This is a genomic window from Rhizobium sp. YAF28, assembly GCF_052113285.1.
Taxonomy (GTDB): domain Bacteria; phylum Pseudomonadota; class Alphaproteobacteria; order Rhizobiales; family Rhizobiaceae; genus Rhizobium.
The window spans coordinates 189,128-213,467 of sequence record NZ_JBFRCX010000006.1 but is presented as its reverse complement, the minus strand read 5'-3'; the positions used below and the strand labels follow the sequence as shown (position 1 = coordinate 213,467).

The following is a 24,340-nucleotide window of genomic DNA, read 5'->3' as shown; positions in this document are numbered from 1 at the left end:
TCCACAGTCTTCTCAATAAGATAGGATTGTGAACGGAAAATTCCACTGTTACTCACCGATTGGTGACAGACCGGGGTTGACCGAATGCTGAATGAAACTGCCATGGCCGCGCTCGAACAGACGGGTGCCAATGAGCCTGAAAAGCGTATCCGCGACAGAAGCGCTACGGAACGCGCTATCCTGAAAGCCGCCAAGAACCTGCTGGCGGAAGAGGGTTTCCAGAATTTCGGCATCAATGCCGTCGCCCGCCGCGCCGGCTGCGATAAGCAGCTCATCTACCGCTATTACGGTGGTCTCGACGGCCTCGTCGAGGCGATCGGCGCCGATCTCGGCAACTGGGTCAAGGACCGCATCCCCGAAGATACCGGCGGCATGTTCCTCTTGACCTATGGCGATCTCATGGAGCGGCTGTCGCTGCTTTTCCTGGAAGCGCTGCGCGACGATCCCCTAATGCGCCGCATCGTCGCCTGGGAGATCTCGGAAAATACCGAGCAAGTGAGGCGTCTCTCCGAGGCGCGCTCAAAAGCGCTCGGACTGTGGCTGGATCGCATGCGCGGCTCGCTGACGCCGCCGAAGGGCATCGATCCGGCAGCCGTCAATGCGCTGATCTTTGCCTCGATCCAGCATCTTGTGCTGTCGGCGGCCGCCGGCGGTCAGTGCGCGGGTCTGGTTTTGAAGAACGGCAAGGACTGGGAGAAGGCGGCCACCGCGTTGAAACGGCTGGTGCGCGGCGTCTACGGCTGAACAATCCACAGCCTCCGCCCGGCCATTAACCTTAACAATTGGTTTACGTTGCGTGACGCTGGTTAACTCGCCAGTGTGGCCCACATTAGAAATGTAACAATTGTGGACCCGAGTTCAGTGATGGGAACCAGAGCAGCCAGAACCGCGTTGCTTGTCGCGGCGATGATGTTTTTCGCCGTGCTGGCGCTGGATATCGCCGTGCCCACGCTCGTACTCTGCATCATGGCATCGTCGGTCTGGCTCGTTTCCCTTGATATGCCGGTCCTACACAAGCACGAAGGAGAGGCCGCATGAAGTGGTTTCTGATCTTCTGGGCCGGTCCGATCGTCTTCCTGGCGGGATGGTACTGGCTTTCTTATTACGATCTGAACTTCGGCATCTTCATGCTGACGCGGCAGGTCCATGACCTGACCTTCCAGATTTACGGCAAGGCGCTCGGCCTGCCGCCGCAGGAAATCCCGCCGCTCGTCGCCCGCGCGATTGCCGTCGACAGCCTCGTCGTCTTCGCCATCATGGGCTTCCGCAAGCGCCGCCAGATCGCCACCTGGTGGAAGGCGCGTCACGCTTCCGTGCCGTCGGCAGATCTCGCCAGCAAGGAAAGCCTGTCGAGCGCTCCCTGAAGGATGAAGCTTGCCGCAGCCGAATCGATCCGTTCGGCGCGTTTTGCCCGCGAAACATCCATTTCCAGCAGGGCACGTTCGGCAGCCACCGTCGATAGCCGCTCATCCCAATAAATGAAGGGAATGGCGGTCTTTTGCTCCATGTTGCGCACGAAAGCCCGCGTCGCCTGCACGCGCGGTCCTGCGGATCCATCCATATTCATCGGCAGGCCGATGACGAAGGCCGCGACCTTCTCCTTTGCTGCGAAGCTCAGCAGCGTCTCGGCGTCGTTGGTAAATTTCTCACGCTTGAGGACCGGGCGCGGCGTCGCAAAGCGGCGTCCGAGATCGGACATGGCAAGACCGATCGTCTTGGTGCCGAGATCGAGGCCGGCGATTGCCTGTCCAGGACCGAGCGTTCCGGCCAGTTCCTCGATCGTAAGCACCGTCATTGCCGTGTCATCCTCTCAAAAGAAATTGAAGTTCCCACCGCTTTTCTTTGCGGCCATATCGGCTATGTCCTTAGAGCAATTCCAGAAAAAGTGCGAAACGGTTTTCCGACCGGAATTGCTTTAGACCGTTCTGGCCCGGAAATCGCTTTTGCATCATGTAATAAAGGAGACTTTTCATGAAGATCACCTGGCTCGGCCATTCTGCTTTCCGGATAGAGACGAAAGCCGCCAAAATCCTGATCGATCCCTTCCTGACCTATAATTCGTCCTTCGTCGGCCAGGATATCAAGGAAGTGACCAGCGGCACCACCCATATCCTGCTGACCCACGGCCATGGCGACCATGTCGGCGATACCGTGGAGATCGCCAAGGAAACCGGCGCCGTCGTTCTCGCCAATGCCGATCTTGCCTCCTGGCTCGGAACCAAGGGGGTCGATAAACTCGAAATGGGCAATACCGGCGGCACCGTCCCGCTCGGCAGCTTCACCGCTACCTTCACCAATGCGCTGCATTCTTCCGCACAGACCACTGAAGACGGCGTTTCCCATTCGCTCGGTAGCGCGAACGGCCTCATGCTGCATTTCGACGACGAGCCAAGCCTCTTCCACATGGGCGACACGGATATCTTCTCCGACATGGCGCTGATCAACGAGCTGCATCAGCCGGATATCGGCATCGTGCCGATCGGCGACCGTTTCACCATGGGTGGTGCGGTGGCGGCTCTCGCCTGCCAGCGCTACTTCAATTTCAAGACAGCCATTCCCTGCCACTACGGCACCTTCCCGATCATCGACCAGACGCCGGAAAAATTCATTGCTGGTATGGAAGCGTCGAAGACGCAAGTGAAGGCGCCGAAGCCTGGCGAAAGCCTGTCGCTCTGATGCACAAGCCCCCAAATCCTGGTGGGTTTGGGGCCAGGAATTCTGCATTGCCGAAAAGGCAAACCCGTTGCACAGGACGGACATGGTCTTTATAGCGATAGGAAAATTCCTATCCGGAGAATGCCATGTCCGTCGATCTCGCCACCGTTAAGCGCGTTGCGCGCCTTGCCCGTATTGCCGTCTCGGAAGAAGAGGCAAATCGCATGGTCGGCGAATTGAATGGTATCCTCGGCTTCGTCGAGCAGCTTTCCGAAGTGAATGTCGAGGGCGTCGAGGCCATGACCTCGGTGACGCCGATGGACATGAAGAAGCGCACCGATGTCGTCAATGACGGCAATAAGGCCGCCGATATCGTTGCCAATGCGCCGATCACCGACCACAATTTCTTCCTGGTGCCGAAAGTCGTCGAATAAGGCCTTGGCCGCCTCTTTCCGACCCTGTTGCCATTTCCAGATCTGAAGCGAAAACACGATGAGCGAACTCACCAGCCTGACCATTGCCGAAGCCCGCCAGAAGCTGCGCGCCAAGGAAATCACCGCGACCGAACTGACCGAGGCCTATATCTCGGCGATCGATGCGGCCAATGGCCAGCTCAATGCCTATATCAAGGTCACGCCGGATCTCGCCCGTGTTATGGCGAAGAATTCCGACGAGCGCATCGCCTCCGGCAAGGCCGGCGATCTCGAAGGCATTCCGCTAGGCATCAAGGACCTCTTCGCTACCGTCGGCGTGCACACGCAGGCCTGCAGCCATATTCTCGATGGTTTCGAGCCGCGTTATGAATCGACCGTAACCCAGAACCTCTGGGATGACGGCGCCGTCATGCTGGGCAAGCTCAATATGGACGAATTCGCGATGGGCTCTTCCAATGAGACTTCGCATTATGGCGCAGTCATCAATCCCTGGCGCGCCGCAGGCTCCAACCAGCAACTCGTTCCGGGCGGCTCGTCTGGCGGTTCGGCTTCAGCCGTTGCCGCGCATCTCTGCGCTGGTGCTACCGCAACCGACACCGGCGGCTCGATCCGCCAGCCTGCAGCCTTCACCGGCACGGTTGGCATCAAGCCGACCTACGGTCGCTGCTCGCGTTGGGGCACGGTTGCCTTTGCCTCTTCGCTCGATCAGGCCGGCCCGATCGCCCGCGACGTCCGCGATGCTGCGATCCTGCTGAAGTCGATGGCAAGCGTCGATGCCAAGGACACCACTTCCGTCGACCTGCCGGTGCCGGACTACGAAGCCGCCATCGGCCAGTCGCTGAAGGGCATGAAGATCGGCATTCCGAACGAATATCGCGTCGATGGCATGCCCGACGAGATCGAAGCCATCTGGCAGCAGGGCATCGCCTGGCTGAAGGATGCAGGTGCGCAGATCGTCAACATCTCGCTGCCCCATACCAAATACGCCCTGCCGGCCTATTACATCGTGGCACCCGCTGAAGCCTCTTCGAACCTCGCCCGTTATGATGGCGTACGCTACGGCCTGCGCGTCGACGGCAAGGATATCGTCGATATGTACGAAAAGACGCGCGCTGCCGGCTTCGGCCAGGAGGTCAAGCGCCGCATCATGATCGGCACCTATGTGCTGTCGGCCGGCTACTACGATGCCTACTACCTGCGAGCTCAGAAGGTCCGCACGCTCATCAAGCGCGACTTCGAACTGGCCTTCGATGCCGGCGTCGACGCCATCCTGACGCCGGCCACCCCGTCGTCCGCCTTCGGCGTTGCAGACGAGAACCTCGCCGCCGATCCGGTCAAGATGTACCTGAACGACATCTTCACGGTGACGGTCAACATGGCCGGCTTGCCGGGCATCGCCGTTCCCGCCGGCCTCGACCACAAAGGCCTGCCGCTCGGCCTGCAGCTCATCGGCAAGGCCTTCGACGAGGAAACCCTCTTCAAAACCGCCCATGTCATCGAGCAGGCCGCCGGCAAGTTCACGCCAGCCAAGTGGTGGTAACGGACCTCACGATCCGAAAAATCAAAGACGCCGACCTTCAAACGGTCGGCGTTGTCGGTTTTGCCGCATGGGCAGCAAGCGATCCCTACGAAGACAGTTACCGCGATTCGGACATTATCGAGCGCGTGCGGCAGGAATTCGCGACCTTCGCCAATACGACGGCAGCCGAAATCGTTGTTGCCGAGTTGAATGGCGAAATCGTCGGCTGGGGCGCACGCGAAAATGCCCCGAACTATATTTCCGATCTGTGGGTGCATCCCGCTCATCAGGGCAAAGGCATCGGTAAGGCTCTTCTGCTCCACCTCTGCGAATTGATGAAAAGCGAAGGTTTGGACACGGCGCGGCTCGATACACACGCCAAAAACAACGGCGCGATCCGGCTTTACAAACGCTGCGGCTTCGCCATCATCTGGCACGGGATCGAGTTTTCCAAGAGCATGGGTGTTCCGCTCGAAAAGGTGCATTTGCAGAAGCAGCTGGCTCAAGATTAGCCCCGAGAGCCTGTTGCATTTGCGCAACGCACAGTCGATCGCAACTTAGCGTTTCATTTTTCCCATTGCCATAACACCACGAAATACCCTAAACACCGCCTCCCGGTCGTCAGCCGGTGTGGACGTCAACGGATGGAGTTCAAAACCTCCTCCCGTGCAGTCGGCTTTGCCGCGCTGTATACGGATGCCGCATCGGAGGTCGGAAGCGGATATAGCTCAGAGGAAGAGCGCCGGATTATCATCCGGAGGTCGCGGGTTCGAGTCCCATTCCGCACCATTGGATGGCTCAGTAGGTAGAGCGTCAGGCTTGTAACCTGAATGTCGAAGGTTCGAATCCTTCTCCAAGCGCTGGTTCGCGGCACCAGAGAAGCTGAAATTGACGGTTCGGGGACCGGAATGTCGAGGAGCGGAAAGAGGCCGAAAGGTCTCGGCCCATTCCAGAACCAGGGGCGCAAGCCAGAGTGACAGTGACGATCAAGCCGCAAGCCGGTCTGCCGAGGAGCGCGTTCCAAGGCCCGTCTGTTTGCCGCGACATCCTCTCCTGTTCTTCCGCAAACGCAGCCTGTCACCGGTTCCCGGATCAATACCGGGTGTGAATGCCTGAACTGAATGATTGAAACACAAACACAAGGAAAATTCGGTCGATGACTTAGCGAACCGAAGGAGTAACGAACATGATAGAACTTCTCTCGATGATTTTGGGACGCAGGCGCGTCCTTGTGAAGGAAAACGAACGTGTGATCGCCCTGAACAAGGGCCAGATTATCGGTGTATTCGGATCGGGTCTGCATTGGCTGCCGAACACACGCAATAGTCTGGAGATTGTCCGTCACGACCTGAACAACCCGGTATTCGTTTCGGCCTATGAGAAGGCTCTGTTCGACAAGCTCCCCGATGTCGCCAAGCAGAATCTGACCGTTTTCCGTACCGCTGCCTTCGAGGTGGCGGTAATCGAACGGGATGGCGCGATCTTCGCAGTGATGCTGCCGAACCAGAAGCTGGCAGTCTGGAAGGACGCTGGACCCTGGACAGAAAAGAGGATCGGTGTTTCTGAAAATCTGACGGTCGATCCAGAGCTCAGGCGCCGCATTCTGCAGGCCCGAAAGGTTGAGGCAGTGAGCGTGCATCTGGTCAATGAAGGGCAGGTCGGCCTGCTTTTCGTCGACGGTGTGCAGTCCGGAATGCTTTCCGCAGGCGTTCACGCTTTCTGGAATGTCGGCAAGGCTTTCCAGGTGAAGGTGATCGATCTGAAGTGGCAGACGCTCGATGTTGCTGGCCAGGAACTCCTGACCCGTGACCGCGTGACGATCCGTATTAACATCTCTGCCGAATACCGTGTCGTAGACCCGGTCAAGGCGGTGACTGTGGTGAAGGACTTTTCGGATGCGCTCTACCGCGCGCTTCAGTTCGTCTTCCGCCGCACGCTTGGCAGCCTGACACTGGATCAGATTCTCGAGCGTAAGGTGACGATCAATGCGGAGGCCGCCGAGAAGGTCCGCGAGGACATGGCGACGATTGGGATCGAGGTCTCCGGCATCGAACTCAAGGATGTGATCCTGCCGGGCGAGATGCGCGAGATCCTCAACCAGGTCGTTGCTGCTGAGAAGCAGGCCGAAGCGAACGTCATTCGCCGCCGTGAGGAAACGAACGCCACGCGTTCGCTCCTCAACACGGCGAAGGTCATGGCCGAAAACCCGGTCATGCTGCGCCTGAAGGAGCTTGAGGCTCTTGAAACCATTGCCGGCAAGGTTGGTCACCTGACCATCCACAACGGCACGGGCGGATTGATGAACGACATCATCAATCTCCGTGATTGAAGAAAGGCAGGCGCCGTCTCGGATTTCGAGGCGGCGCCTGTTATAGAGGGAGGTCTTTGCGAGGAGGGCCTCATGCCGAAACAGGATCTTGCGCGGTTGATCGGGGCCTTTGATCGCCTCGCCGCCAGTGGCTTTAAATTGGGCGCAGAGTGGGAGGCGGTTCACGAAATCTGCCAGAACCACGAGGGTGAACAGGTTTTCGACTGGGGCCATGCCCTTTGCCACCGCGTCGAAGGCGACGATTGGAACGCCGGTTATTGGTATCGCCGCGCCGGCAAGACGATTGGAGCAGGCACGATTGCCGAAGAATGGGCGGCGATGCGCCCGGAGCTTTCTGAAAAGCTCTGAAACGTTCCTGGCCGCACGACGACGGCGCCGCGCGGCCAGGCTTTGTCAGACCTATCTGTTATCGAGCTGCGATCTGACGAGCTTCAGTCCTCTTTCGGTGATCCGATAGGGCTGGCCGGCGGAAGATTTGATTGCCTTCAGCCGTTTCAGCTTGCGGAAAAGCTCCATGCCGAAGCCGGGATAGACCCAGCCGTCGCGGGTGAAGCAACTTACCGTTTCGATCTTTTTATTGTCGTCTCGGGTGATTTCGATACGGCCGCCCTGGGCCATAAGGTGCAGGATGCGCTGTTCTGCGCGCGAGATGTCCATTGCTGTTGATCCGGAAACGCGCCTTCAGGAAGGCGCACGAAAACGATCTGGCGTTCGGGTTTAGCCGATACGCCGCGGCTTCGTTTTTAGGGCCCATGCGCGCGAGGCTGTGCTTGCGGGCAGGGCCTTTACCGGGTCTCAGGCAGGTTAGACATAAAACACCTCTGACGGGCTTTTTATCAGCAACCACAATCCGGTCAATCAGCCGCAGCGGAACAAAAAAGCCGCCGATAATATTGCTTTCGCTTCTTCATCTCATTGCAGGGACTGGAAAATTGCCCGACTCAATGGTCTACTACTCTGTAGTAACGCGGAGGTGCCATTGATCCACATTCGCAATGCCCGCGAAGGCGACACGGCGCTCTTGAGCGAAATCGGCTTGCGAGCCTGGCAAAGAGCGATGGCATTGATCGGCGAATCGGACGCCATGACGGATGGAGCCCGCACCGCCTTCCGAACGTTCGTGGATAATAACTGGCTCACCATCACTGTCGTCGAACAGAACGGGCAGGTTGCCGGCTGGGCCGCGCGCGAAGGACTGGACGAGACCATCTCTGACTTCTGGATCGATCCGAGCTTCAATCGTCAGGGCCTCGGCACCGCGCTTCTGGAGCATATCGAGTCTGATATTTTCGAGCAGGGCTTCGAGGAGGCGGCGATGCAGACCCATTCTGGAAATACGGAGGCGATCTCCTTCTTCCAGAAGCACGGCTACACGATCCACTGGCTTTCGGTCGCTTATAATCCGAAGCTCGACCGCGACGTGCCATCAGTCGGTCTCAGCAAGCATCTCGGCCCGCAGGAGCCGGAAGGCTACGGCCCGGGTTTCTAGGCTGCCGAAAGCCTTGCACCGGCAGGCCATTTCCTTTACCTCACCTGTTGAAAAGAACAGCCTTCGAAGAGCATCTCATGACCATTGTCGACGTTCGCACGCCTGATCCGAAACGTTATATCCCCGGCGCCACCGGCGATTGGGAAGTCATCATCGGCTTGGAAGTCCATGCCCAGGTGCTTTCCAATTCCAAGCTTTTCTCCGGCGCTTCGACGGAGTTCGGCAAGCCGCAGAATTCGAACGTCTCGCTCGTCGATGCGGCCATGCCCGGCATGCTGCCCGTCATCAACGAGGAATGCGTCAAGCAGGCGGTGCGCACTGGTCTCGGCCTGAAGGCCGAGATCAACAAGCGTTCGGTCTTCGACCGCAAGAACTATTTCTATCCGGACCTGCCGCAGGGCTATCAGATCTCGCAGTACAAGGACCCGATCGTCGGCGAAGGCAAGATCGTCATCTCGCTCGGCCCGGATCGCCAGGGCCAGTTTGAGGACATCGAGATCGGCATCGAACGCCTGCACCTGGAACAGGACGCCGGCAAGTCGATGCACGACCAGCATCCGACCATGTCCTATGTGGACCTGAACCGTTCCGGCGTTGCGCTGATGGAAATCGTCTCCAAGCCGGATATGCGCACCTCTGACGAGGCCAAGGCCTATATGACGAAGCTGCGCTCCATCGTGCGCTACCTCGGCACCTGCGACGGCAACATGGACGAAGGCTCCATGCGCGCCGACGTCAACGTCTCCGTGCGCCGACCGGGCGAGCCCTTCGGCACGCGTTGCGAAATCAAGAACGTCAACTCCATCCGCTTCATCGGCCAGGCGATCGAATACGAAGCCCGCCGCCAGATCGGTATCCTGGAGGATGGCGGCACCATCGATCAGGAAACCCGTCTCTTCGACCCGAACAAGGGCGAGACGCGGTCCATGCGCACCAAGGAAGATGCGCATGACTATCGCTATTTCCCCGATCCGGATCTGCTGCCGCTCGAATTCGACGACGCCTTTGTCCGTGATCTTGCTCGGTATCTGCCGGAACTGCCCGACGACAAGAAAGAGCGTTTCGTCCGCGAGCTCGGTCTCTCTATCTACGATGCCTCCGTGCTCGTCTCGGAAAAGGCGATCGCCGATTATTTCGAAGCCGTTGCCGAAGGTCGTGACGGCAAGGCCGCCGCCAATTGGGTCATCAACGATCTGCTCGGCGCGCTCAACCGCACCGGCAAGGATATCGAGGAAACGCCGGTTTCCCCGGCTCAGCTCGGCGCCATCATCGACCTCATCAAGGCCGAGACCATCTCCGGCAAGATCGCCAAGGATGTTTTCGAGATCATCCTCAACGAAGGCGGCGATCCCGCCGAGATCGTCGAAAGCCGCGGCCTGAAGCAGGTGACGGATACCGGCGCGATCGAGAAGGCTGTCGATGAGATCATCGCCGCCAATCCGGACCAGGTCGCCAAGGTCAAGGCAAAGCCGACGCTTGCCGGCTGGTTTGTCGGTCAGGTCATGAAGGCGACCGGCGGCAAAGCCAATCCGCAGGCTGTTCAGGCCCTCGTCAAGGCCAAGCTCAGCATCGAGGAAGAATAAGCCAACGGCCTCGGCCAAACAGCGTGGAGCGGTGTTCGGAAGACCGATACCGTGAGGAGAAGGTCTTGGTTTATTTCGTCCGAACGGCTGGCGAGCGCGATCTGGAGAATGTCCGCGCCCTGCTGGTCGAGAGTTTCCATGCGGCCTATGATGCAAGCCATGGCGTTGCGAAGGTCAAAGAACTGATCGCTCATCTCTTTTCGCCGGCTGCGCTGAAGGCGCGGCTGACGAAGAAGAATGCCGAATTCCTCGTTGCCGATGACGGTCGGAATATTGGCGGCATGGGCTATGCGGCCATGTCATCCGAGATGACGAAGACTGTCATGCTGCATCTCCTCTATGTAAAGCCGGATCTGCAGCGCCAGGGCATCGGCCGCGATATCTTCGCGGAGCTTGAGACCTGTTTTCCGGATGCGGAAATCATGCGGCTGGAAGTCGAGGTTCAGAACCACGAAGCCATCTATTTCTACACCCGGCTCGGTTTCGTCGAAGCCGGACGCAATGAGAACAGTGGCCCCGGCCAGTCCGGCGTTCCGACGCTGGTTTTCGAGAAAGCGCTCGAGCTCCACTGATATGGCATCCGGCGACATTATCATCCGCGAAGCACGTGAAGCCGATCTGCCGGCGTTGATTGCCATGTTTGCTGCCGGTCAGCTCGGCGGCCATGGGGATACGAGTGATCCGGAGGCCTATCCGGAGTACGCCCGCGCCTTTGCGGGGATCGCTGCGTCTCCCAACCAGACGCTGTATGTTGCCGAACGGGACGCTGACGTCGTCGGCACCTTTCAGACGATGATCACCACCTCGCTCAATGCACGCGGCTCATCCGCCATGATCATTGAGGCGGTGCAGACGCGCTCCGATATGCGCGGGCAGGGCATCGGTGCGCGGATGATCGAATTTGCCATTGCCGAGGCGAAAGGTCGCGGCGTACGGCTCGTCCAACTGACATCGAATGCGGTACGCAAGGATGCCCATCGTTTCTACGAAAGACTGGGCTTCAAGCCATCGCATCTCGGTTTCAAGATGGCTCTGAAATGACCGTAGTTTCGGCGGGAATCACTGGACAATTCGGCTTGGCGGCGGCATAAGCGAAAAAGCCTATCTGCTTTCGTCCGCGTCCTGCGGCCACGAGGAAAAGACATGATCAAGTTCCTGTTGCACACCTTCACCTGGTGGAACAATTACACTTTCGGCACGCTCTTCGCCCTTCGCGGCTTCAAGCGCGTTGGTGAAGACGAGTTGGGCAATGTCTATTACGAAGGCGGTCTTTCCTCCTACGGCCTGCCGAAGCGCTGGGTGATTTACAAGGGTTACGCCGAAGCTTCCGCCATTCCTCCGGGCTGGCACGGCTGGATGCATCACCGCACCGATGTTCCTCCGTCCAAGGAAACCTACGTCGCTAAGGAATGGCAGAAGCCGCACCGCGCCAACCCGACCGGTTCGCCGCAGGCTTACCGTCCGCCGGGCTCGCTCTCGGTTGCCGGCGAACGTCCGCGCGTGACCGGTGACTACGACGCCTGGACGCCGGGCAACTGAGCGTCAAGCATCTGATGGCGGGTTCTGCCCCGCGCTTTGGCCACAATTGACCTTTACCCGCAGGTTGGCCGCAATCGCTGCGGCCATGAACCTGATATGTGCTGGAGACGGGTAGATATGAAGCTTTCCCTGCGAAACACGGTCCTGCCGGCTGCGGGAGCTGTATCGCTATTGGCGCTTTCCGCCGGGCTTCTTTCCAATCAGGCACAGGCTGCCCGCATCGACAATCCGGTCGCCGTCTTCTCCGGCCTCGACAAGATCACCGGCCGTATCACCACTTTCGACGTCTATGTCAACGAAACGGTCCAGTTCGGCGCCCTGCAGGTGACGCCGAAGGCCTGTTATTCGCGCGATCAGTCGGAAGCCCAGAAGATCGATGGTTTCGTCGAAGTCGACGAGATCACGCTCGACCGCAAGATCCGCCGCATCTTCACCGGCTGGATGTTTGCCGACAGCCCCGGCCTCAACGCCGTCGAGCATCCGATCTATGACGTCTGGTTAAAAGACTGCAAGCAGAACTCCGACGTCCCGCCTCCGGACAGCGCCGGCGCGAAATAAGCTTTTTCTGACGGAATAATCGTTCCCTAGAACGCGAGATGCGGCGATTCCATTGCGGCGGCGAGCAGTAGCGCATAGTCCGCCTTAGGCACGTCAATGGCACCGAATGTCTTCAGATGCTCAGTCGTGAATTGCGTGTCGAGCAGGGTGAAATGTTTCTGGCGCAAATGCTCGACTAGATGCACGAGACAGATTTTCGAAGCATCGGTGCGCCGCGAGAACATGCTTTCCCCGAAGAAGGCGGAGCCAAGCGACACGCCGTAGAGCCCGCCGACCAATTCATCACCATCCCAGGCTTCGACGGAATGGGCGTGGCCCATGCGGTGCAGGGCGGAATAGAGTGTCCTGATGGTCTCGTTGATCCAGGTACTTGGGCGGTCGGATGTTTCCTGCGCGCAAGCGGTGATCACGGCATCGAAATCGCTGTTGAAGCGGATGTCGAAGGGCCTCTGCTTGATCGTCTTTCGAAGGCTTTTGGAAACGTGAAAACGATCGCCCAGCGGAAGGACACCGCGGACATCGGGTTCGACCCAGAAAATTTCCGGGTCGTCGGCGGATTCGGCCATGGGAAAGAGGCCGATCGAATAGGCGCGCAGGAGGATTTCCGGGGTAATACCTGGTGACTTCCTGCGCGCTCCTGCCATTCCTGTCCTACGCTGCCGGCTTGCTGTTGGCGAGATACTTTTCCAGCCAATGGATATCATAATCGCCATTGGCGATATCCTGGTTAGAAACGAGATCCTGGAACAGTGGCAGCGTCGTCTTGATTCCGTCAACGACAAATTCATCGAGCGCACGGCGCAGGCGCATCATGCATTCGACGCGCGTCCGGCCATGCACGATCAGCTTGCCGATGAGGCTGTCGTAATAGGGCGGGATCTTGTAGCCCTGATAGGCGCCGGAATCGATGCGCACACCAAGTCCACCCGGTGCATGGAAATGCGTAATCGTGCCGGGCGAGGGCACGAAGGTGCGTGCGTCCTCGGCATTGATGCGGCATTCGATGGCGTGGCCGTGGAAGTGTACTTCATCCTGCGTGACCGAGAGCCCGCCGCCGGAGGCAACGCGGATCTGTTCATGCACGAGGTCGATGCCGGTGATGGCCTCGGTGACCGGATGTTCCACCTGCAGACGGGTGTTCATTTCGATGAAATAGAACTCGCCGTTTTCGTAGAGGAATTCGATCGTGCCGGCGCCGCGATATTTCAGCTTCATCATGGCGTCTGCGCAGATCTGGCCAATCTTCATGCGCTGCTCGACATTGAGGGCAGGCGAGTTGGCTTCTTCCCAGACCTTCTGGTGACGGCGCTGCAGCGAGCAGTCGCGTTCGCCGAGATGGACCGCATTGCCTTCGCCGTCGCCGAACACCTGGATTTCGATGTGGCGCGGCTTTTCGAGATACTTTTCCATGTAGACGGCGTCATTGCCGAAGGCAGCGGCCGCTTCGGTGCGGGCCGTCGACCATGCCTCGATCAGGTCGGCCTCGGTCTTGGCAACCTTCATGCCGCGTCCGCCGCCGCCGGCCGTTGCCTTGATCAGTACCGGATAGCCGATTTCGGCTGCCGTCTTCAGTGCATCCTCTTCGGTCTTCACTTCGCCATCGGAGCCGGGAACGACCGGGATGCCGAGTTCCTGGGCCGTGGTCTTGGCGGTGATCTTGTCGCCCATGATGCGGATATGTTCCGCCGTCGGGCCGATAAAGGTAATGCCGTGCGCTTCGAGAATATCGGCGAACTTGGCATTTTCCGACAGGAAGCCATAACCCGGATGCACGGCGTCAGCGCCGGTGATTTCGCAGGCTGCGACGATCTGATGAATATTGAGATAGCTTTCGCGCGACGGCGGCGGGCCGATGCACACACTCTCATCGGCAAGGCGCACATGCATGGCGTCGGCATCGGCCGTCGAATGCACGGCAACACTTGCAATGCCGAGCTCCTTGCAGGCGCGCAGCACGCGAAGGGCGATCTCGCCACGATTGGCTATGAGGATCTTCGAAATCATTGGCAAAGCCTTATTCGACGACGACGAGCAGCTGGCCGTATTCGACGGGCGAACCGTCTTCGACAAGGATTTCCGTGACCTTGCCGGATTTCGGTGAGGGGATCTGGTTCATCGTCTTCATCGCTTCGATGATGAGGAGCGTCTGGCCTTCCTTGACGGTGGCGCCAACTTCGATGAACGCGCGCGCGCCCGGTGCCGGAGCCATATAGACCGTGCCGACCATTGGTGCGTTCACCGTATTGGCCGGGTTACGGCCGGCTGCTACCGGAGCGGCGGCGGCCGGGACTGCTGCGATCGCTGCAGGCGCCGCATAAGCAGGGCCTGCGATCGGTGCCTGGATGTACTGGGGCGTGCCTGCGCGCGAAACGCGGATACGCAGATCTTCCTGTTCGACTTCGATCTCGGTCAGATCCGTGTCCTTGAGGATGTTGGCGAGATCGCGGATCAGTGCCTGATCGATACCGGATTTCTTTTCAGCCATGAGTGTTGCCCTGTCTTCTTCTTATGCCGTGATGTTCTTCAGCGCGTGCAGCGCCAGGATGTAGCTATGAGGCCCGAAGCCGCAGATCACGCCCTTGCATGCGGGTGCGATCATCGACTTGTGGCGGAATTCTTCCCGCGCGTGCACGTTGGATATGTGGAGCTCGATGACGGGAATGGAAATGGCACGGATCGCATCATGCAGCGCGACCGACGTATGCGTATAGGCGCCTGCATTGATGGCAACGCCGATGGCCTTTTCATCCGCTTCGTGGAACCAGTCCACCAGCGTGCCTTCGTGATTGCTTTGGCGGAAATCGATGTCGAAGCCGAGTTCGCGGCCCGCAGCCTTGCAGTCCGCCTCTATGTCCTTGAGCGTCTTGCCGCCATAGATGCCAGGTTCTCGCTTGCCCAGCATATTCAGGTTGGGCCCGTTCAGGACAAAAATCGTTTGCGTCATCGAATGTTCCGTTTGGCGCACCGGCTCTTGATCCTCTCGGGATCAAGCGACCGCTACGCGGTTCACTGTATTCATCGCGTCCTGTGCCAGCCTATCGGCAGCAAAGGCACGGGAATGCGCGAGCGCCACCTATAGACTCCACGCGGGCTTATTGAAAGCCCTTACAGAATCGGCAAGGGACGTCGCGCCATGTTTGTCCACATGGCTGAAACGCTTCGATTTAGGCGATTTGATGAGCGCGGGTTCAGCAGCTCGTCTTGCCGCAGGCCCGCATGTTCTTCACCTTGGCTTCAAGATCGTCGATGCCGACGGCGCCGGGCACCATTTCGTTGCCGATCACATAGGACGGTGTACCGCTGATGCCGAGATTGGCGGCGAGCTGATAGGTCGCCTGCACGATGTCATCGTTCGGGCTCTTTTTCATCTCCGCGCGAATCTTGTCTTCGCTGACGCCGAGAGAGGAGGCGACCTGGATTGCGGTATCCTCGGAGGCGCGGCCGTCGCTGCCGAGTAGCGCGACGTGGAAATCGCTGTACTTTTCAGGCGCAAGCCGGCGGAAGGCATCTGCCACGCGATGTGCCGCGACCGAATCCGGTCCGAGAATCGGGAACTCCTTCAGCACGAAGCGGACATTCTTGTCCTTCTTCAGGAGCGCCTGCATGTCGGGCAGGGCGTGACGGCAATAGGTGCAGTTATAGTCGAAGAACTCGACGACGGTGACATCGCCCTTCGGGTTGCCGAGTGTCACGTCATTCTTGGAATCGAAGATGCCGTCGGTATTGTTCTCGATGGCCATGGTCGCCTTCACCTGCTGGGCCATCTGCTGCTTTTTCTGCAGCGCATCCTGCACCTCGAGCATGATCTCCGGATTTTCGATCAGATACTGCTTGATGAATTCACCCAGTTCCTTCTTCTGCTGGTCGTCGAATGCAAATGCCTGAGCCGGAAGGGCGATGGAGGCTGCAAGCACCAGCGCGGTGAGCGTTTTGGAGAAGAAGGCCATGGTATCCTCGTCGTCGACTGATGGGTTTTCGAACGAAAAATACCATCGCCGGGTTAATGGGCTTGGATGCGTCCGCATCAAATTACGGCGCGTCGGGCCGCCATCAAACAGGAATTTTCCTCCGATCCAAGCCCTCGCGGGATTGTGATGAGCCGATTATTGCGGCAATTGTCTGGCCTTTATCTGAAGCCAGGCAGGAAGTGATCGTGTTTTCCATATCGAAACGCAGCGAAGTCGAACCATTCCACGCCATGGATGTTCTGGCCGAAGCGACGAAGAGACGGGCAGGCGGTCACCCCGTCATTTCCATGGCTGTCGGCCAGCCCTCGCATCCAGCTCCCCAGGCAGCCCTTGAGGCCGCCCGCACAGCGCTTGCCGAGGGGCGGATCGGCTATACGGATGCGCTCGGCACAGCGCTGCTGAAACATGCGCTCGCCTGGCACTATCGCGATCGCCACGGCCTTGAGATCGATCCCGTCCGCATTGCCATCACAACCGGCTCGTCGGCGGCCTTCAATCTCGCCTTCCTGTCGCTTTTTGATGCCGGCGATGCGGTTGCCATTGCCCGGCCGGGCTATCCTGCCTATCGCAACATCCTCGGTGCCCTCGGCCTCAATGTGGTCGAAGTGCCCGTCACATCAGAAACGCATTTCACGCTGACGCCCGAAAGCCTCGAAGCGATCCAGAAGGAAAAGGGCGTGAAGCTGAAGGGCGTGCTGCTTGCAAGCCCTGCAAATCCGACCGGCACGGTGACCGGCCGCGAAGGCCTGAAGGCGCTTGCCGCCTATTGCGATGCCAATGACATCGCCTTCATCTCCGACGAGATTTATCACGGCCTCACCTTCGCAGGCGAAGAGACGAGCGCGCTGGAGCTGACGGACGAGGCGATCGTCATCAACTCCTTCTCTAAATACTATTGCATGACCGGCTGGCGCATCGGTTGGATGGTGCTGCCTGAGCGGCTGGTGCGCCCGATCGAGCGCGTCGCCCAGAGCCTCTATATTTCGCCGCCGGAGCTTTCGCAGATCGCAGCCACAGCAGCGCTCGGCGCCAGCGAGGAACTGGATCGCGTCAAGGCAAGTTATGCCGCCAATCGCGAACTGCTGCTCGACCGGCTGCCGAAGATCGGCCTTGCACCGGCGTCGCCCATGGATGGCGCCTTCTACGCCTATGTCGACGTATCGCGCTTCACCAATGACAGCATGGATTTCGCGCGCCGCATGTTGGCGGAAATCAACGTCGCCGCCACGCCCGGCCTCGATTTCGATCCGGTGGAAGGACCGCGTACGCTCCGCATGTCCTATGCCGGTTCAGAAGCCGAGATCGCCGAAGCGGTAGAGCGCATCGGCGTATGGCTGAAATAGGCGAGGCCTAGGTCCGATATTCGGGCGCCTGCCGGTCGAGAACGCGCCTGACGCTTTCGAGATGCAGGCGGGCACTTTCCGGATCGCCTTCACGCATCTGCTTTGCCGCCTGTTCAGCAATCTCTTCTGATACCGGCACCAGCCGGCGTCCGGTGCTCATCGCCTTGAGTTGAACCTCTGCGGCGCGCTCCAGATAATAGAGATCGTCCCAGGCTTCGGCGATGTTTGGCGCGCAGACCATGACGCCATGGTTCTTCATGAACAGGATGTCCTTGTCGCCGAGCACGGCTGCGATCCTGTCGCCCTCACGTTCATCGAGCGCCAGTCCACTATAGTTCTCGTCGACGGCGACGCGGCCATAGAACTTCAGTGACGTCTGTCCAGCCCAGATGAAGGGATCGCCCTCGACCATGCTGAGCGCTGTCGCATTCGGCATATGCGTGTGGAAGGCCGCACCGACGCGCGGCGACATCTTGTGCAGGCGGGCATGGATGAAGAAGGCTGTTGCCTCTGGCACGCCGTCGCCGGCAATGACGTTGCCTTCAAAATCGCAGATCAGCAGCGATGAAGCCGTTGCCTCCTGAAAGGCCCAGCCGAGCCTGTTGACGAGAAAGAGATCGGGATGGCCGGGCACGACTGCCGAGAAATGGTTGCAGATGCCTTCCTCAAGCCCGAGCCGCGCCGCCATTCGAAGGCACGCTGCGAGATCGACACGCGCCTGCCAGATCTCGTCGGTATCGAGCGGCAGATTGCGCAATATCGCCGGCTGTCCCTTCGCCAGGTTCAGTTCATGGGCCATGTCTTGTCTCCTATCGCGTCAATTACATCCAGCCGTGTGCGGCAAAAAGACCGGGTACCTTGTCGAGCGTGGGCACGATCTCGTTGGGGCGGTAGTCGCTGAGCGGTTTCCGTCCCGTGCCACGATCAACCCAGATCGCACGAAAACCGAGTTCTCGCGCGGCGGCAAGGTCAAGATGCGGGCTGGCGCAGATATGTACGAGATCATCCATGCCGATGCCGAGCGTTTTCCAGGCGTGCCGGAAGATTTGCGGCGAGGGCTTATAGGCTTCCGCCTGCTCCGCGGTGATCACCCGGTCGACGAAACCGCCGAGCTGCGCGACATTGCCGGCAATGATCGCGTCGTCCGTATTGGAAATAATGGCAAGCCGGAAACCGGCAGCTTTCAGCCTGCCGAGCGTTTCTACCACTTCCGGGAACGGCGGCATCCGGCCGATAGAGGATGTCAGCAGATGGGCATCAGCGGTGTGGAATGGCAGGCCGAACTCCTTCATGGCAAGTTCCAATGCGAGAGCCGTGACTTGGCTGAAGGATCGGTGCGGCTTTTGCTGTTCCAGTTCATGCTCGTAGCGGTCATAGACGGCAATGAAGGCGGCCTGGTCGATATCGCGGCCTTTGGCTGACAGGATCGCGCCCATGGCAGCAAGCAGGCCTTCATCCCATTGAATCAGCGTGCCGTAGCAATCGAAGGTCAGCCAGGTTGGTCGGTTTCCGGGAAGGGTCATCTCTCATCTCCATGATTTGCTTCATGTTGACAAAGAACAGCGTCATTGAGAAATTAAATGTGATAATTACGGACAGTGGAAAACCGAATGAGCTTCGCCTTTGACCTCGATCTTCTCCGGACCTTCGCAGCGGTCGTTGATGCCGGCGGCTTCACGCGGGCGGCTGAGCGTGTTCACCTGACCCAGTCCACCGTCAGCCAGCAGATCAAGAAGCTCGAGGCCAATATCGGCCACACCCTGCTTCTGCGCGACAAATCGACGGGTGGTATCCAGACGACGGAGGAGGGCGAAATTCTCTTGAGTTATGCCCGACGTCTGTTGGCGACGGCAGAAGAGGCAATGGACGTCATGCGCAAGCCCGCTGCGCCCAAGACCGTCAGGCTCGGCGTTCCCGAGGATTTTGCCGGTCGCAGGCTCATCGATCTTCTCTCCGGTTTTTCCGCTGCCTCACCGCATATTAGGCTCGACACCGTCAGCGGCTGGAGCGTCGAGCTTCGCCGCCTTCTCGATACGGGTGAAATCGATCTGGCACTGATCAAGCGGGAACCCGGTGATGGTGCCTGTCTGGCGAGTTGGAAGGAGGAACTGATCTGGGTCGAGAGCACGCGCCGGTCGGTGAGGAATGAGCCGGTCCCGCTTGCTGTTTTTCCTGTCGGCTGCATCTACCGTGAACGGGCGATCTGCTTCATCGAGCGCAGCGGATGGCGCTGGCGCATCGCCTATACGAGCCAGGGTTTGATGGGCGTTCAGGCGGCGGTCGCCTCAGGCCTCGGCATCAGCCTGCTGCCGTCGGATGCCGTCCTGCCTGAACATCGCCGGCTTGGAGCAGCAGACGGGTTCGATCCGCAGCCGGCATCCGAACTCGCACTCGTCAGGGGAAAGATGCGCCTCACGGCGGAGAGCCGGTCGCTCGCCGATTTCCTCGCGGCCAATCTTTAGAGCCTTTCTCGGTCAGATCGCAGCATTCTGCCGGAGCAGGTTTTCGTCAGGGCAAAGGCGATGGGCGAAGGGCATACCCCTAGGTACGTCCGAGCCGATCGCCTTTGATCCTGGCGGAAAGATGCCCGGCCCTAGCTGGTTTGCAAGCAAACCACCGGGGTTGGCTGAAACGGGTCGCCTGATCGATCGGCCGGCTTGGCCGTAGATCTGGGCTACGACGCGCGCCGGCCGGTCGACCATCCGACTCCGTTTGAGCCAACAGAATGCTGCAATCTGACCAGGAAAGGCTCTAGGTGCGTGAGGAGAAGAGCGAGGCGAGTGTCGAAGCCGGCTTGTTGTTCATCCGCGGCACCACGACGAGCTGCCGGATGTCTCCACGCTTGTAGGCAGCCAGGAAGCGCTTGTAATCCCTAAAGGAAACGCAGCCGTTGGAGTCGCCGTTCCTGCCGAGCATATAGGTGTGTGCCAGCAGACCGACACGGTTGAAGATCGCGTCCGAACCCTGCACCGGCGTCAGGCGAATGGCCGCCACGCCATGGAACAGGGCTTCGCGCATCGTTAGGTTATAGGTGTGCGGCGGCGTCGGTCCGCGCATTTTCTGATCAATATAACGCGGGTTGTCGCGCATCTTGCCGAGACCGGAATGGGCCTCCAGCCGCTCGCCGTTCGGCAGGTAGACGGTAGCGTTTTCAATGTCGTAGATCGCCACACCAGCGCGCAAGCGCGGCGTAAAGACCGGCTTGTCATAGCGCGGCACCGCATCGTCTTCGTCATCTTCGATCGGCGAGTTCGGCTTGGCATAGGCAAGCACAGGCTCGGCAGTCCGCTGCGAACCCTTGGAGACAGGCGCCGGCTTGCCGACGAGGCCATCGGGCCGCGCCATCGGGAGCGGTACGGAATCCTCATCGGGGGTGAGAACCAGATCGAAAGGCCGCGCACCATCGTCTGCCTCGGCAACCTCCATCTCGGCCGGCTTGTTGGCGGCGAGAGCAGCGGGGATCGCCGGCAGCAGTTCGACGGGAGCGGGCATGACGCGTGGGCCGGCGTCGGCTAGAGCGAGCATAGCCGGCATTTCGGCCGCAGCGACTGCATCCTTCGACGGGATGATGATCCGGTCGGCGCCATCCTCGGCAGGAGTGGCGGCAGCGGTTTGGACGACGGCTGCCACCGCCTTGACAGTGTCTTCCTTGTTGAAGCGCGGATTGTCGGAGACGGCCACCGGCTGAAGTTCCGCGACGGCAACGGGGAGGCGATTGGTCTTGGCGAGCGCGAGCTTTGCGCTCGATGCCGCCGAGGTCTTCTCGGCGTGAGACTGGATAATCTGAGCCGTTAACGGCATGACCGGCTTGGCATTGAATGCTGCAAGCCGCGAAGCCTTATTGACATGGATAAGCCGCTCATGCGTGACGGCAACAGGCGTTGGCCTTGGTGCTGCTGTGACCGGAGCGATCTCCTTCGGTGAGGAGAAGGGCATCGATACGGATTGCATTGTGGCAATCGTGCCGATAAGCCACGTGGAGGTCAAAAGTCCGGCTATTGCGATGCCGGTGAGTAAACCGCGAGATCTGCCTGAATGAACAGCGGATCCGCCAAAAGGGGCGACGTTATTGAACGTCCCTACCGCAAACGCCATACTCTACTCGTCTTCCAAAACGCGCTACGCAGGCCGGCAGCACTGACTTACGGATCTTTGCCGGAGCCGCTAACTGCCCAAAAAGGCCGAATTTTGGCCCATTCGCGACAAGCGACCGTTTCTTAAGGATGACGAACTATGGTTTCCAATTAGTTTACAGGTGCAGGGTTCCGTTTCGATTGTCGCGAAAAGAGACGTAATATCTTAGAAAAAGCTATTTTTCAAAGGTTTGCCGCGATCGGTATGTCACTGCTCGGTGAGGGCGACCAGGCGGCGGGAAATTTTTGTGCTTTCAGCTGCGCGCCATCACATAGCTGCCCGGAGCTTCCTCGATCGCATTGAGTGCTGCTCCACCCACCTTGCGGGCAGCCACGCGCTCGCCGGTTTGCGATTCGATCCACGCGTGCCAGTGCGGCCACCAGGAACCCCTCGTCTCCTTTGCCTTGGCAAGCCATGCATCATAGTCGCCCTTGGCCGGGCCGCCGGTCCAGAACTGATACTTATGCTTGTCCGGCGGATTGACGACGCCGGCAATATGACCGGAGCCTGCAACAACGAACTGCACCTTGCCGCCAAAGAACTGGCTGCCGACGAAGACGGAATTTGCCGGCGCGATGTGATCCTCGCGGGTCGCGAGATTGTAGATGGGTATCTTGATGTCCTTCAGCGACAAGGTCTTGCCGTCGAGGACCATCTCATCCTTGGTCAGCGCATTCCTGAGATAGCAGTTGCGCAGGTAGAAGGCATGATTGGCCGCAGCCATGCGGGTCGAATCGGCATTCCAGAACAGCAGGTCGAAGGGCAGGGGCTCCTGGCCCTTCAGGTAGTTGTTGACGAAATAGGGCCAGATGAGCTCGCTCGCCCTGAGCATGTTGAAGGCTGTCGACATGCGCGAGCCGTCGAGATAGCCGAGCGCCTGCATATGCGCTTCCAGCGCCTGAAGCTGCTCCTCGTCGACAAAGACCTTCAGGTCGCCGGCATGGGTAAAATCGACCTGGGTGGTGAAGAGCGTTGCACTCTTGATGCGCTTGTTCTTTTCCTTGGCGTGCAGGGCAAGGGTTGCGGCAAGCAGCGTGCCGCCGACGCAATAGCCGATGGCGTTGACTTCCTTCTCACCGGTTGCCTTCTCGACCGTTTCCAGTGCGAAATCGACGCCTTCCCTTGCGTAAGCCGTCCAGTCCTTCAGCGCATGGCGGCTATCCGGGTTGACCCAGGAGATGACGAAGACCGTATGTCCCTGGTCCACGCACCACTTGATGAAGGATTTCTGCGGGTTGAGATCGAGGATGTAGAATTTGTTGATCCACGGCGGGCAAATCAGCAGTGGCCGCTTGAGCACGGTTTCCGTCGATGGCTCGTATTGGATGATTTGGCAGATTTCGTTCTGCGCGATCACCTTGCCCGGTGTCAGCGCCATGTCGCGGCCGACGGCGAATTTGGTCATGTCGGTCTGGCGCATGCGGAGTTCGCCGCGACCGGCAATGATATCCTCGGTCAGCATCCTCATGCCGCGCACGAGGTTTTCGCCGCTCGTTGCGATCGTCTCACGGTAGACCTGCGGATTGGTGACCACAAAATTGGTGGGCGAGAGCGCTGCCGTAATCTGCTTCACATAGAAGCCGGCCTTGTGCTTGGTGTGCTCGTCCAGCCCTTCGGTCTCGGCAACCAGCTTTTCGGCCCAGTCGGCGGTCACGAAATAGACCTGCTTTAAAAATTCGAAGAAGGGATTCTTCTGCCAGTCTTCGTCGGCGAAACGCTTATCCACCCGTGCGATCGGTTCCGCTCCCAGCGGGCTGCCCTGCATCCTCTGCACGGAGTTCATCCATATGCCGAAGAACGAGCTCATCAGCTGCGTCTGCGCCTCGAAGGTTCGGCGCGGATCGGAAATCCAGTAGTCCGTCACCTTGGAGAGCGTCTTCACCATATCGGTGACGGGTTCGACGACCGTGTCGGAGATTTCGCCGCGCTCACGCGGGCCGAGCCACGCCGAAGCTGCCCTGCCGAGGTTTTCGAGCGCACGGGCGAAGTTCATCGCCATGGCCTCGGGATCCTTCAGGAGATAGGGATCGAGATCCTTGGCGTCGAAATCCACCTTTGCACCATTCTCCCGCTTGCTGTCGGTCACGCACTTCCTCCGGCGGCAGCATCCACTGTTCATTCGTTGTACATCTGCGGCGATGAAGAAAACAAGTTCCGCGCGCCCGCTCTCATGCTATTGCTTTGTCGCTGCGACGAATTTAACAGTCGAAGCAGGCAGGATTGGATCATCAGGCATGACGACGACAGGCATTGGGCATATCGCGACCTTCACCCGCACCGCAGCAATCTGCGCGGCGGCCGCGGCCATGGCCATTGCGCTTGCCGGATGCAACAAGACCGCTGAGGAGAAGAAGGCTTTTGCCCAGCGCATGGCAGCGCCGACGGCAGTCGTGATGCCGGCCTCCAAGGGCGAACCCGTTGAAGGCGGCCTTACCAAAAGCCCGGACGGCTACCCGTCGTTCGGTGCGCCGCTGACGGCCGCCAATGTGCAGATGAGCGACGAACAGGCGGCCGAGCTTCAGCACCAGCTGACGGCCCTGACCGCCAAGCGGCAGTCGGGCGCAATCTCGGAAGCGGAGTACCAGCGTCGCGTCGCCGAGATGCGCGCGCTTGCCGCCGACCACGGGGCCGCGACGCTCTCCGAAATCACCAAATAAGCCTTGCCTTTAAGGCGATTTGGACGCAAAGCCTTCCGGATGGATCGGAAGACGCAATTTTCCCGATAATGCGCTTCGTGCGCGGCTTCTCCGTCAAAGATTTGCCGCGCAGTTAAGTTGAAGAGGAATACG

The 24,340-nt window shown here is 59.4% G+C and carries 29 protein-coding genes and 1 pseudogene; 18 read left to right on the top strand and 12 right to left on the bottom strand.

Features of this window, described 5'->3' with window-relative positions; translation table 11 throughout:
- The first annotated feature begins 84 nt into the window (after positions 1-84).
- From AB4Z13_RS15650 to AB4Z13_RS15640, 3 genes are all read left to right on the top strand, one after another.
- Complete coding sequence (locus tag AB4Z13_RS15650; protein ID WP_113322414.1) at positions 85-744, top strand: TetR/AcrR family transcriptional regulator; 660 nt, start codon at positions 85-87, stop codon at positions 742-744.
- Between the two features lie 120 nt (positions 745-864).
- Positions 865-1,038: a hypothetical protein gene (locus AB4Z13_RS15645; protein WP_439014846.1), complete on the top strand. Its 174-nt coding sequence runs from the start codon at positions 865-867 to the stop codon at positions 1,036-1,038.
- On the top strand, positions 1,035-1,364 hold the full coding sequence (locus AB4Z13_RS15640) for a DUF6105 family protein (protein ID WP_439014847.1): 330 nt from the start codon (positions 1,035-1,037) through the stop codon (positions 1,362-1,364). Before AB4Z13_RS15645 ends, AB4Z13_RS15640 begins: the two co-directional genes overlap by 4 nt.
- Here AB4Z13_RS15640 and ruvX read toward each other — a convergent pair.
- Complete coding sequence (ruvX, locus tag AB4Z13_RS15635) at positions 1,304-1,795, bottom strand: Holliday junction resolvase RuvX (RefSeq protein ID WP_439014848.1); 492 nt, start codon at positions 1,793-1,795, stop codon at positions 1,304-1,306. The genes AB4Z13_RS15640 and ruvX overlap by 61 nt on opposite strands.
- Before the next feature lie 176 nt (positions 1,796-1,971).
- Here ruvX and AB4Z13_RS15630 point away from each other — a divergent pair, with 176 nt between their 5' ends.
- The 6 genes from AB4Z13_RS15630 (at position 1,972) to AB4Z13_RS15605 (ending at position 7,285) form a co-directional block, all read left to right on the top strand.
- Positions 1,972-2,676 carry a metal-dependent hydrolase gene (locus tag AB4Z13_RS15630; RefSeq protein ID WP_439014849.1) on the top strand — a complete coding sequence of 235 codons (705 nt, stop codon included), beginning with the start codon at positions 1,972-1,974 and terminating at the stop codon, positions 2,674-2,676.
- A gap of 125 nt (positions 2,677-2,801) precedes the next feature.
- On the top strand, positions 2,802-3,089 hold the full coding sequence (gene gatC, locus AB4Z13_RS15625) for an Asp-tRNA(Asn)/Glu-tRNA(Gln) amidotransferase subunit GatC (protein WP_310383213.1): 288 nt from the start codon (positions 2,802-2,804) through the stop codon (positions 3,087-3,089).
- A 58-nt stretch (positions 3,090-3,147) separates the two neighbouring features.
- Positions 3,148-4,629: an Asp-tRNA(Asn)/Glu-tRNA(Gln) amidotransferase subunit GatA gene (gatA, locus tag AB4Z13_RS15620; RefSeq protein WP_439014850.1), complete on the top strand. Its 1,482-nt coding sequence runs from the start codon at positions 3,148-3,150 to the stop codon at positions 4,627-4,629.
- On the top strand, positions 4,620-5,120 hold the full coding sequence (locus AB4Z13_RS15615; protein WP_439014851.1) for a GNAT family N-acetyltransferase: 501 nt from the start codon (positions 4,620-4,622) through the stop codon (positions 5,118-5,120). Before gatA ends, AB4Z13_RS15615 begins: the two co-directional genes overlap by 10 nt.
- 677 nt (positions 5,121-5,797) lie before the next feature.
- Positions 5,798-6,937: a slipin family protein gene (locus tag AB4Z13_RS15610; protein WP_439017197.1), complete on the top strand. Its 1,140-nt coding sequence runs from the start codon at positions 5,798-5,800 to the stop codon at positions 6,935-6,937.
- Positions 6,938-7,009: 72 nt separating this feature from the next.
- Complete coding sequence (locus AB4Z13_RS15605) at positions 7,010-7,285, top strand: hypothetical protein (RefSeq protein WP_007825228.1); 276 nt, start codon at positions 7,010-7,012, stop codon at positions 7,283-7,285.
- Between the two features lie 51 nt (positions 7,286-7,336).
- Here AB4Z13_RS15605 and AB4Z13_RS15600 read toward each other — a convergent pair whose 3' ends face one another.
- Positions 7,337-7,594: a YjhX family toxin gene (locus AB4Z13_RS15600; RefSeq protein ID WP_310383221.1), complete on the bottom strand. Its 258-nt coding sequence runs from the start codon at positions 7,592-7,594 to the stop codon at positions 7,337-7,339.
- 322 nt (positions 7,595-7,916) lie between these two features.
- On the opposite strand from AB4Z13_RS15600, the gene AB4Z13_RS15595 reads away from it, so the two are divergent.
- The 6 genes from AB4Z13_RS15595 to AB4Z13_RS15570 all read left to right on the top strand — a co-directional run bounded on the left by AB4Z13_RS15595 (position 7,917) and on the right by AB4Z13_RS15570 (position 12,106).
- Complete coding sequence (locus AB4Z13_RS15595; protein ID WP_439014852.1) at positions 7,917-8,426, top strand: GNAT family N-acetyltransferase; 510 nt, start codon at positions 7,917-7,919, stop codon at positions 8,424-8,426.
- Between the two features lie 77 nt (positions 8,427-8,503).
- Positions 8,504-10,009, top strand: a complete 1,506-nt coding sequence (gatB, locus tag AB4Z13_RS15590; RefSeq protein ID WP_439014853.1) for an Asp-tRNA(Asn)/Glu-tRNA(Gln) amidotransferase subunit GatB — start codon at positions 8,504-8,506, stop codon at positions 10,007-10,009.
- A gap of 65 nt (positions 10,010-10,074) precedes the next feature.
- A complete protein-coding gene (locus AB4Z13_RS15585) occupies positions 10,075-10,581 on the top strand; it encodes a GNAT family N-acetyltransferase (protein WP_439014854.1) in 507 nt (168 codons plus the stop codon).
- Position 10,582: 1 nt separating this feature from the next.
- Positions 10,583-11,050 carry a GNAT family N-acetyltransferase gene (locus tag AB4Z13_RS15580; protein ID WP_442206267.1) on the top strand — a complete coding sequence of 156 codons (468 nt, stop codon included), beginning with the start codon at positions 10,583-10,585 and terminating at the stop codon, positions 11,048-11,050.
- 102 nt (positions 11,051-11,152) lie between these two features.
- Positions 11,153-11,548: an NADH:ubiquinone oxidoreductase subunit NDUFA12 gene (locus tag AB4Z13_RS15575; protein ID WP_113322402.1), complete on the top strand. Its 396-nt coding sequence runs from the start codon at positions 11,153-11,155 to the stop codon at positions 11,546-11,548.
- Positions 11,549-11,665: 117 nt separating this feature from the next.
- The gene (locus AB4Z13_RS15570; RefSeq protein WP_037106339.1) at positions 11,666-12,106 is read left to right on the top strand and encodes a DUF2155 domain-containing protein; all 441 of its coding nucleotides are present in this window, start codon (positions 11,666-11,668) and stop codon (positions 12,104-12,106) included.
- A 26-nt stretch (positions 12,107-12,132) separates the two neighbouring features.
- Here AB4Z13_RS15570 and aat read toward each other — a convergent pair whose 3' ends face one another.
- The 5 genes from aat to AB4Z13_RS15545 all read right to left on the bottom strand — a co-directional run bounded on the left by aat (position 12,133) and on the right by AB4Z13_RS15545 (position 16,053).
- Positions 12,133-12,750 (bottom strand): leucyl/phenylalanyl-tRNA--protein transferase, encoded by a 618-nt coding sequence (gene aat / locus AB4Z13_RS15565; protein WP_310383232.1) that lies wholly within the window; start codon positions 12,748-12,750, stop codon positions 12,133-12,135.
- Between the two features lie 7 nt (positions 12,751-12,757).
- Entirely contained in the window at positions 12,758-14,110 is a 1,353-nt protein-coding gene (gene accC, locus AB4Z13_RS15560; RefSeq protein WP_310383234.1) for an acetyl-CoA carboxylase biotin carboxylase subunit, read from the bottom strand.
- A 10-nt stretch (positions 14,111-14,120) separates the two neighbouring features.
- Positions 14,121-14,591 (bottom strand): acetyl-CoA carboxylase biotin carboxyl carrier protein, encoded by a 471-nt coding sequence (gene accB, locus AB4Z13_RS15555; RefSeq protein ID WP_439014855.1) that lies wholly within the window; start codon positions 14,589-14,591, stop codon positions 14,121-14,123.
- 21 nt (positions 14,592-14,612) lie between these two features.
- The gene (gene aroQ / locus AB4Z13_RS15550) at positions 14,613-15,050 is read right to left on the bottom strand and encodes a type II 3-dehydroquinate dehydratase (RefSeq protein ID WP_113322398.1); all 438 of its coding nucleotides are present in this window, start codon (positions 15,048-15,050) and stop codon (positions 14,613-14,615) included.
- Between the two features lie 244 nt (positions 15,051-15,294).
- The gene (locus AB4Z13_RS15545) at positions 15,295-16,053 is read right to left on the bottom strand and encodes a DsbA family protein (protein ID WP_113322397.1); all 759 of its coding nucleotides are present in this window, start codon (positions 16,051-16,053) and stop codon (positions 15,295-15,297) included.
- Between the two features lie 206 nt (positions 16,054-16,259).
- Between AB4Z13_RS15545 and AB4Z13_RS15540 the strand changes: the two genes are divergently transcribed.
- The gene (locus tag AB4Z13_RS15540) at positions 16,260-17,417 is read left to right on the top strand and encodes an aminotransferase class I/II-fold pyridoxal phosphate-dependent enzyme (protein WP_113322396.1); all 1,158 of its coding nucleotides are present in this window, start codon (positions 16,260-16,262) and stop codon (positions 17,415-17,417) included.
- 7 nt (positions 17,418-17,424) lie between these two features.
- Here the strand turns inward: AB4Z13_RS15540 and AB4Z13_RS15535 are convergent, their stop codons facing one another.
- Together AB4Z13_RS15535 and AB4Z13_RS15530 are read right to left on the bottom strand one after the other, a co-directional pair.
- On the bottom strand, positions 17,425-18,216 hold the full coding sequence (locus AB4Z13_RS15535) for an aldolase (RefSeq protein WP_113322395.1): 792 nt from the start codon (positions 18,214-18,216) through the stop codon (positions 17,425-17,427).
- A gap of 22 nt (positions 18,217-18,238) precedes the next feature.
- Positions 18,239-18,940 carry a haloacid dehalogenase type II gene (locus AB4Z13_RS15530; RefSeq protein ID WP_113322394.1) on the bottom strand — a complete coding sequence of 234 codons (702 nt, stop codon included), beginning with the start codon at positions 18,938-18,940 and terminating at the stop codon, positions 18,239-18,241.
- An 87-nt stretch (positions 18,941-19,027) separates the two neighbouring features.
- Here AB4Z13_RS15530 and AB4Z13_RS15525 point away from each other — a divergent pair, with 87 nt between their 5' ends.
- Complete coding sequence (locus AB4Z13_RS15525) at positions 19,028-19,879, top strand: LysR substrate-binding domain-containing protein (protein WP_439014856.1); 852 nt, start codon at positions 19,028-19,030, stop codon at positions 19,877-19,879.
- A gap of 12 nt (positions 19,880-19,891) precedes the next feature.
- Here the strand turns inward: AB4Z13_RS15525 and AB4Z13_RS15520 are convergent, their stop codons facing one another.
- The 3 genes and pseudogenes from AB4Z13_RS15520 to phaC form a co-directional block, all read right to left on the bottom strand.
- A complete protein-coding gene (locus AB4Z13_RS15520) occupies positions 19,892-20,119 on the bottom strand; it encodes a hypothetical protein (RefSeq protein WP_439014857.1) in 228 nt (75 codons plus the stop codon).
- Between the two features lie 49 nt (positions 20,120-20,168).
- Positions 20,169-21,512, bottom strand: coding sequence for a DUF2778 domain-containing protein (locus AB4Z13_RS15515; RefSeq protein WP_439014858.1), 1,344 nt, complete (start codon positions 21,510-21,512; stop codon positions 20,169-20,171).
- 292 nt (positions 21,513-21,804) lie between these two features.
- Positions 21,805-23,659, bottom strand: a pseudogene (gene phaC / locus AB4Z13_RS15510) (class I poly(R)-hydroxyalkanoic acid synthase).
- A gap of 126 nt (positions 23,660-23,785) precedes the next feature.
- On the opposite strand from phaC, the gene AB4Z13_RS15505 reads away from it, so the two are divergent.
- Positions 23,786-24,208: a hypothetical protein gene (locus AB4Z13_RS15505; RefSeq protein ID WP_113322389.1), complete on the top strand. Its 423-nt coding sequence runs from the start codon at positions 23,786-23,788 to the stop codon at positions 24,206-24,208.
- Positions 24,209-24,340 lie beyond the last annotated feature (132 nt).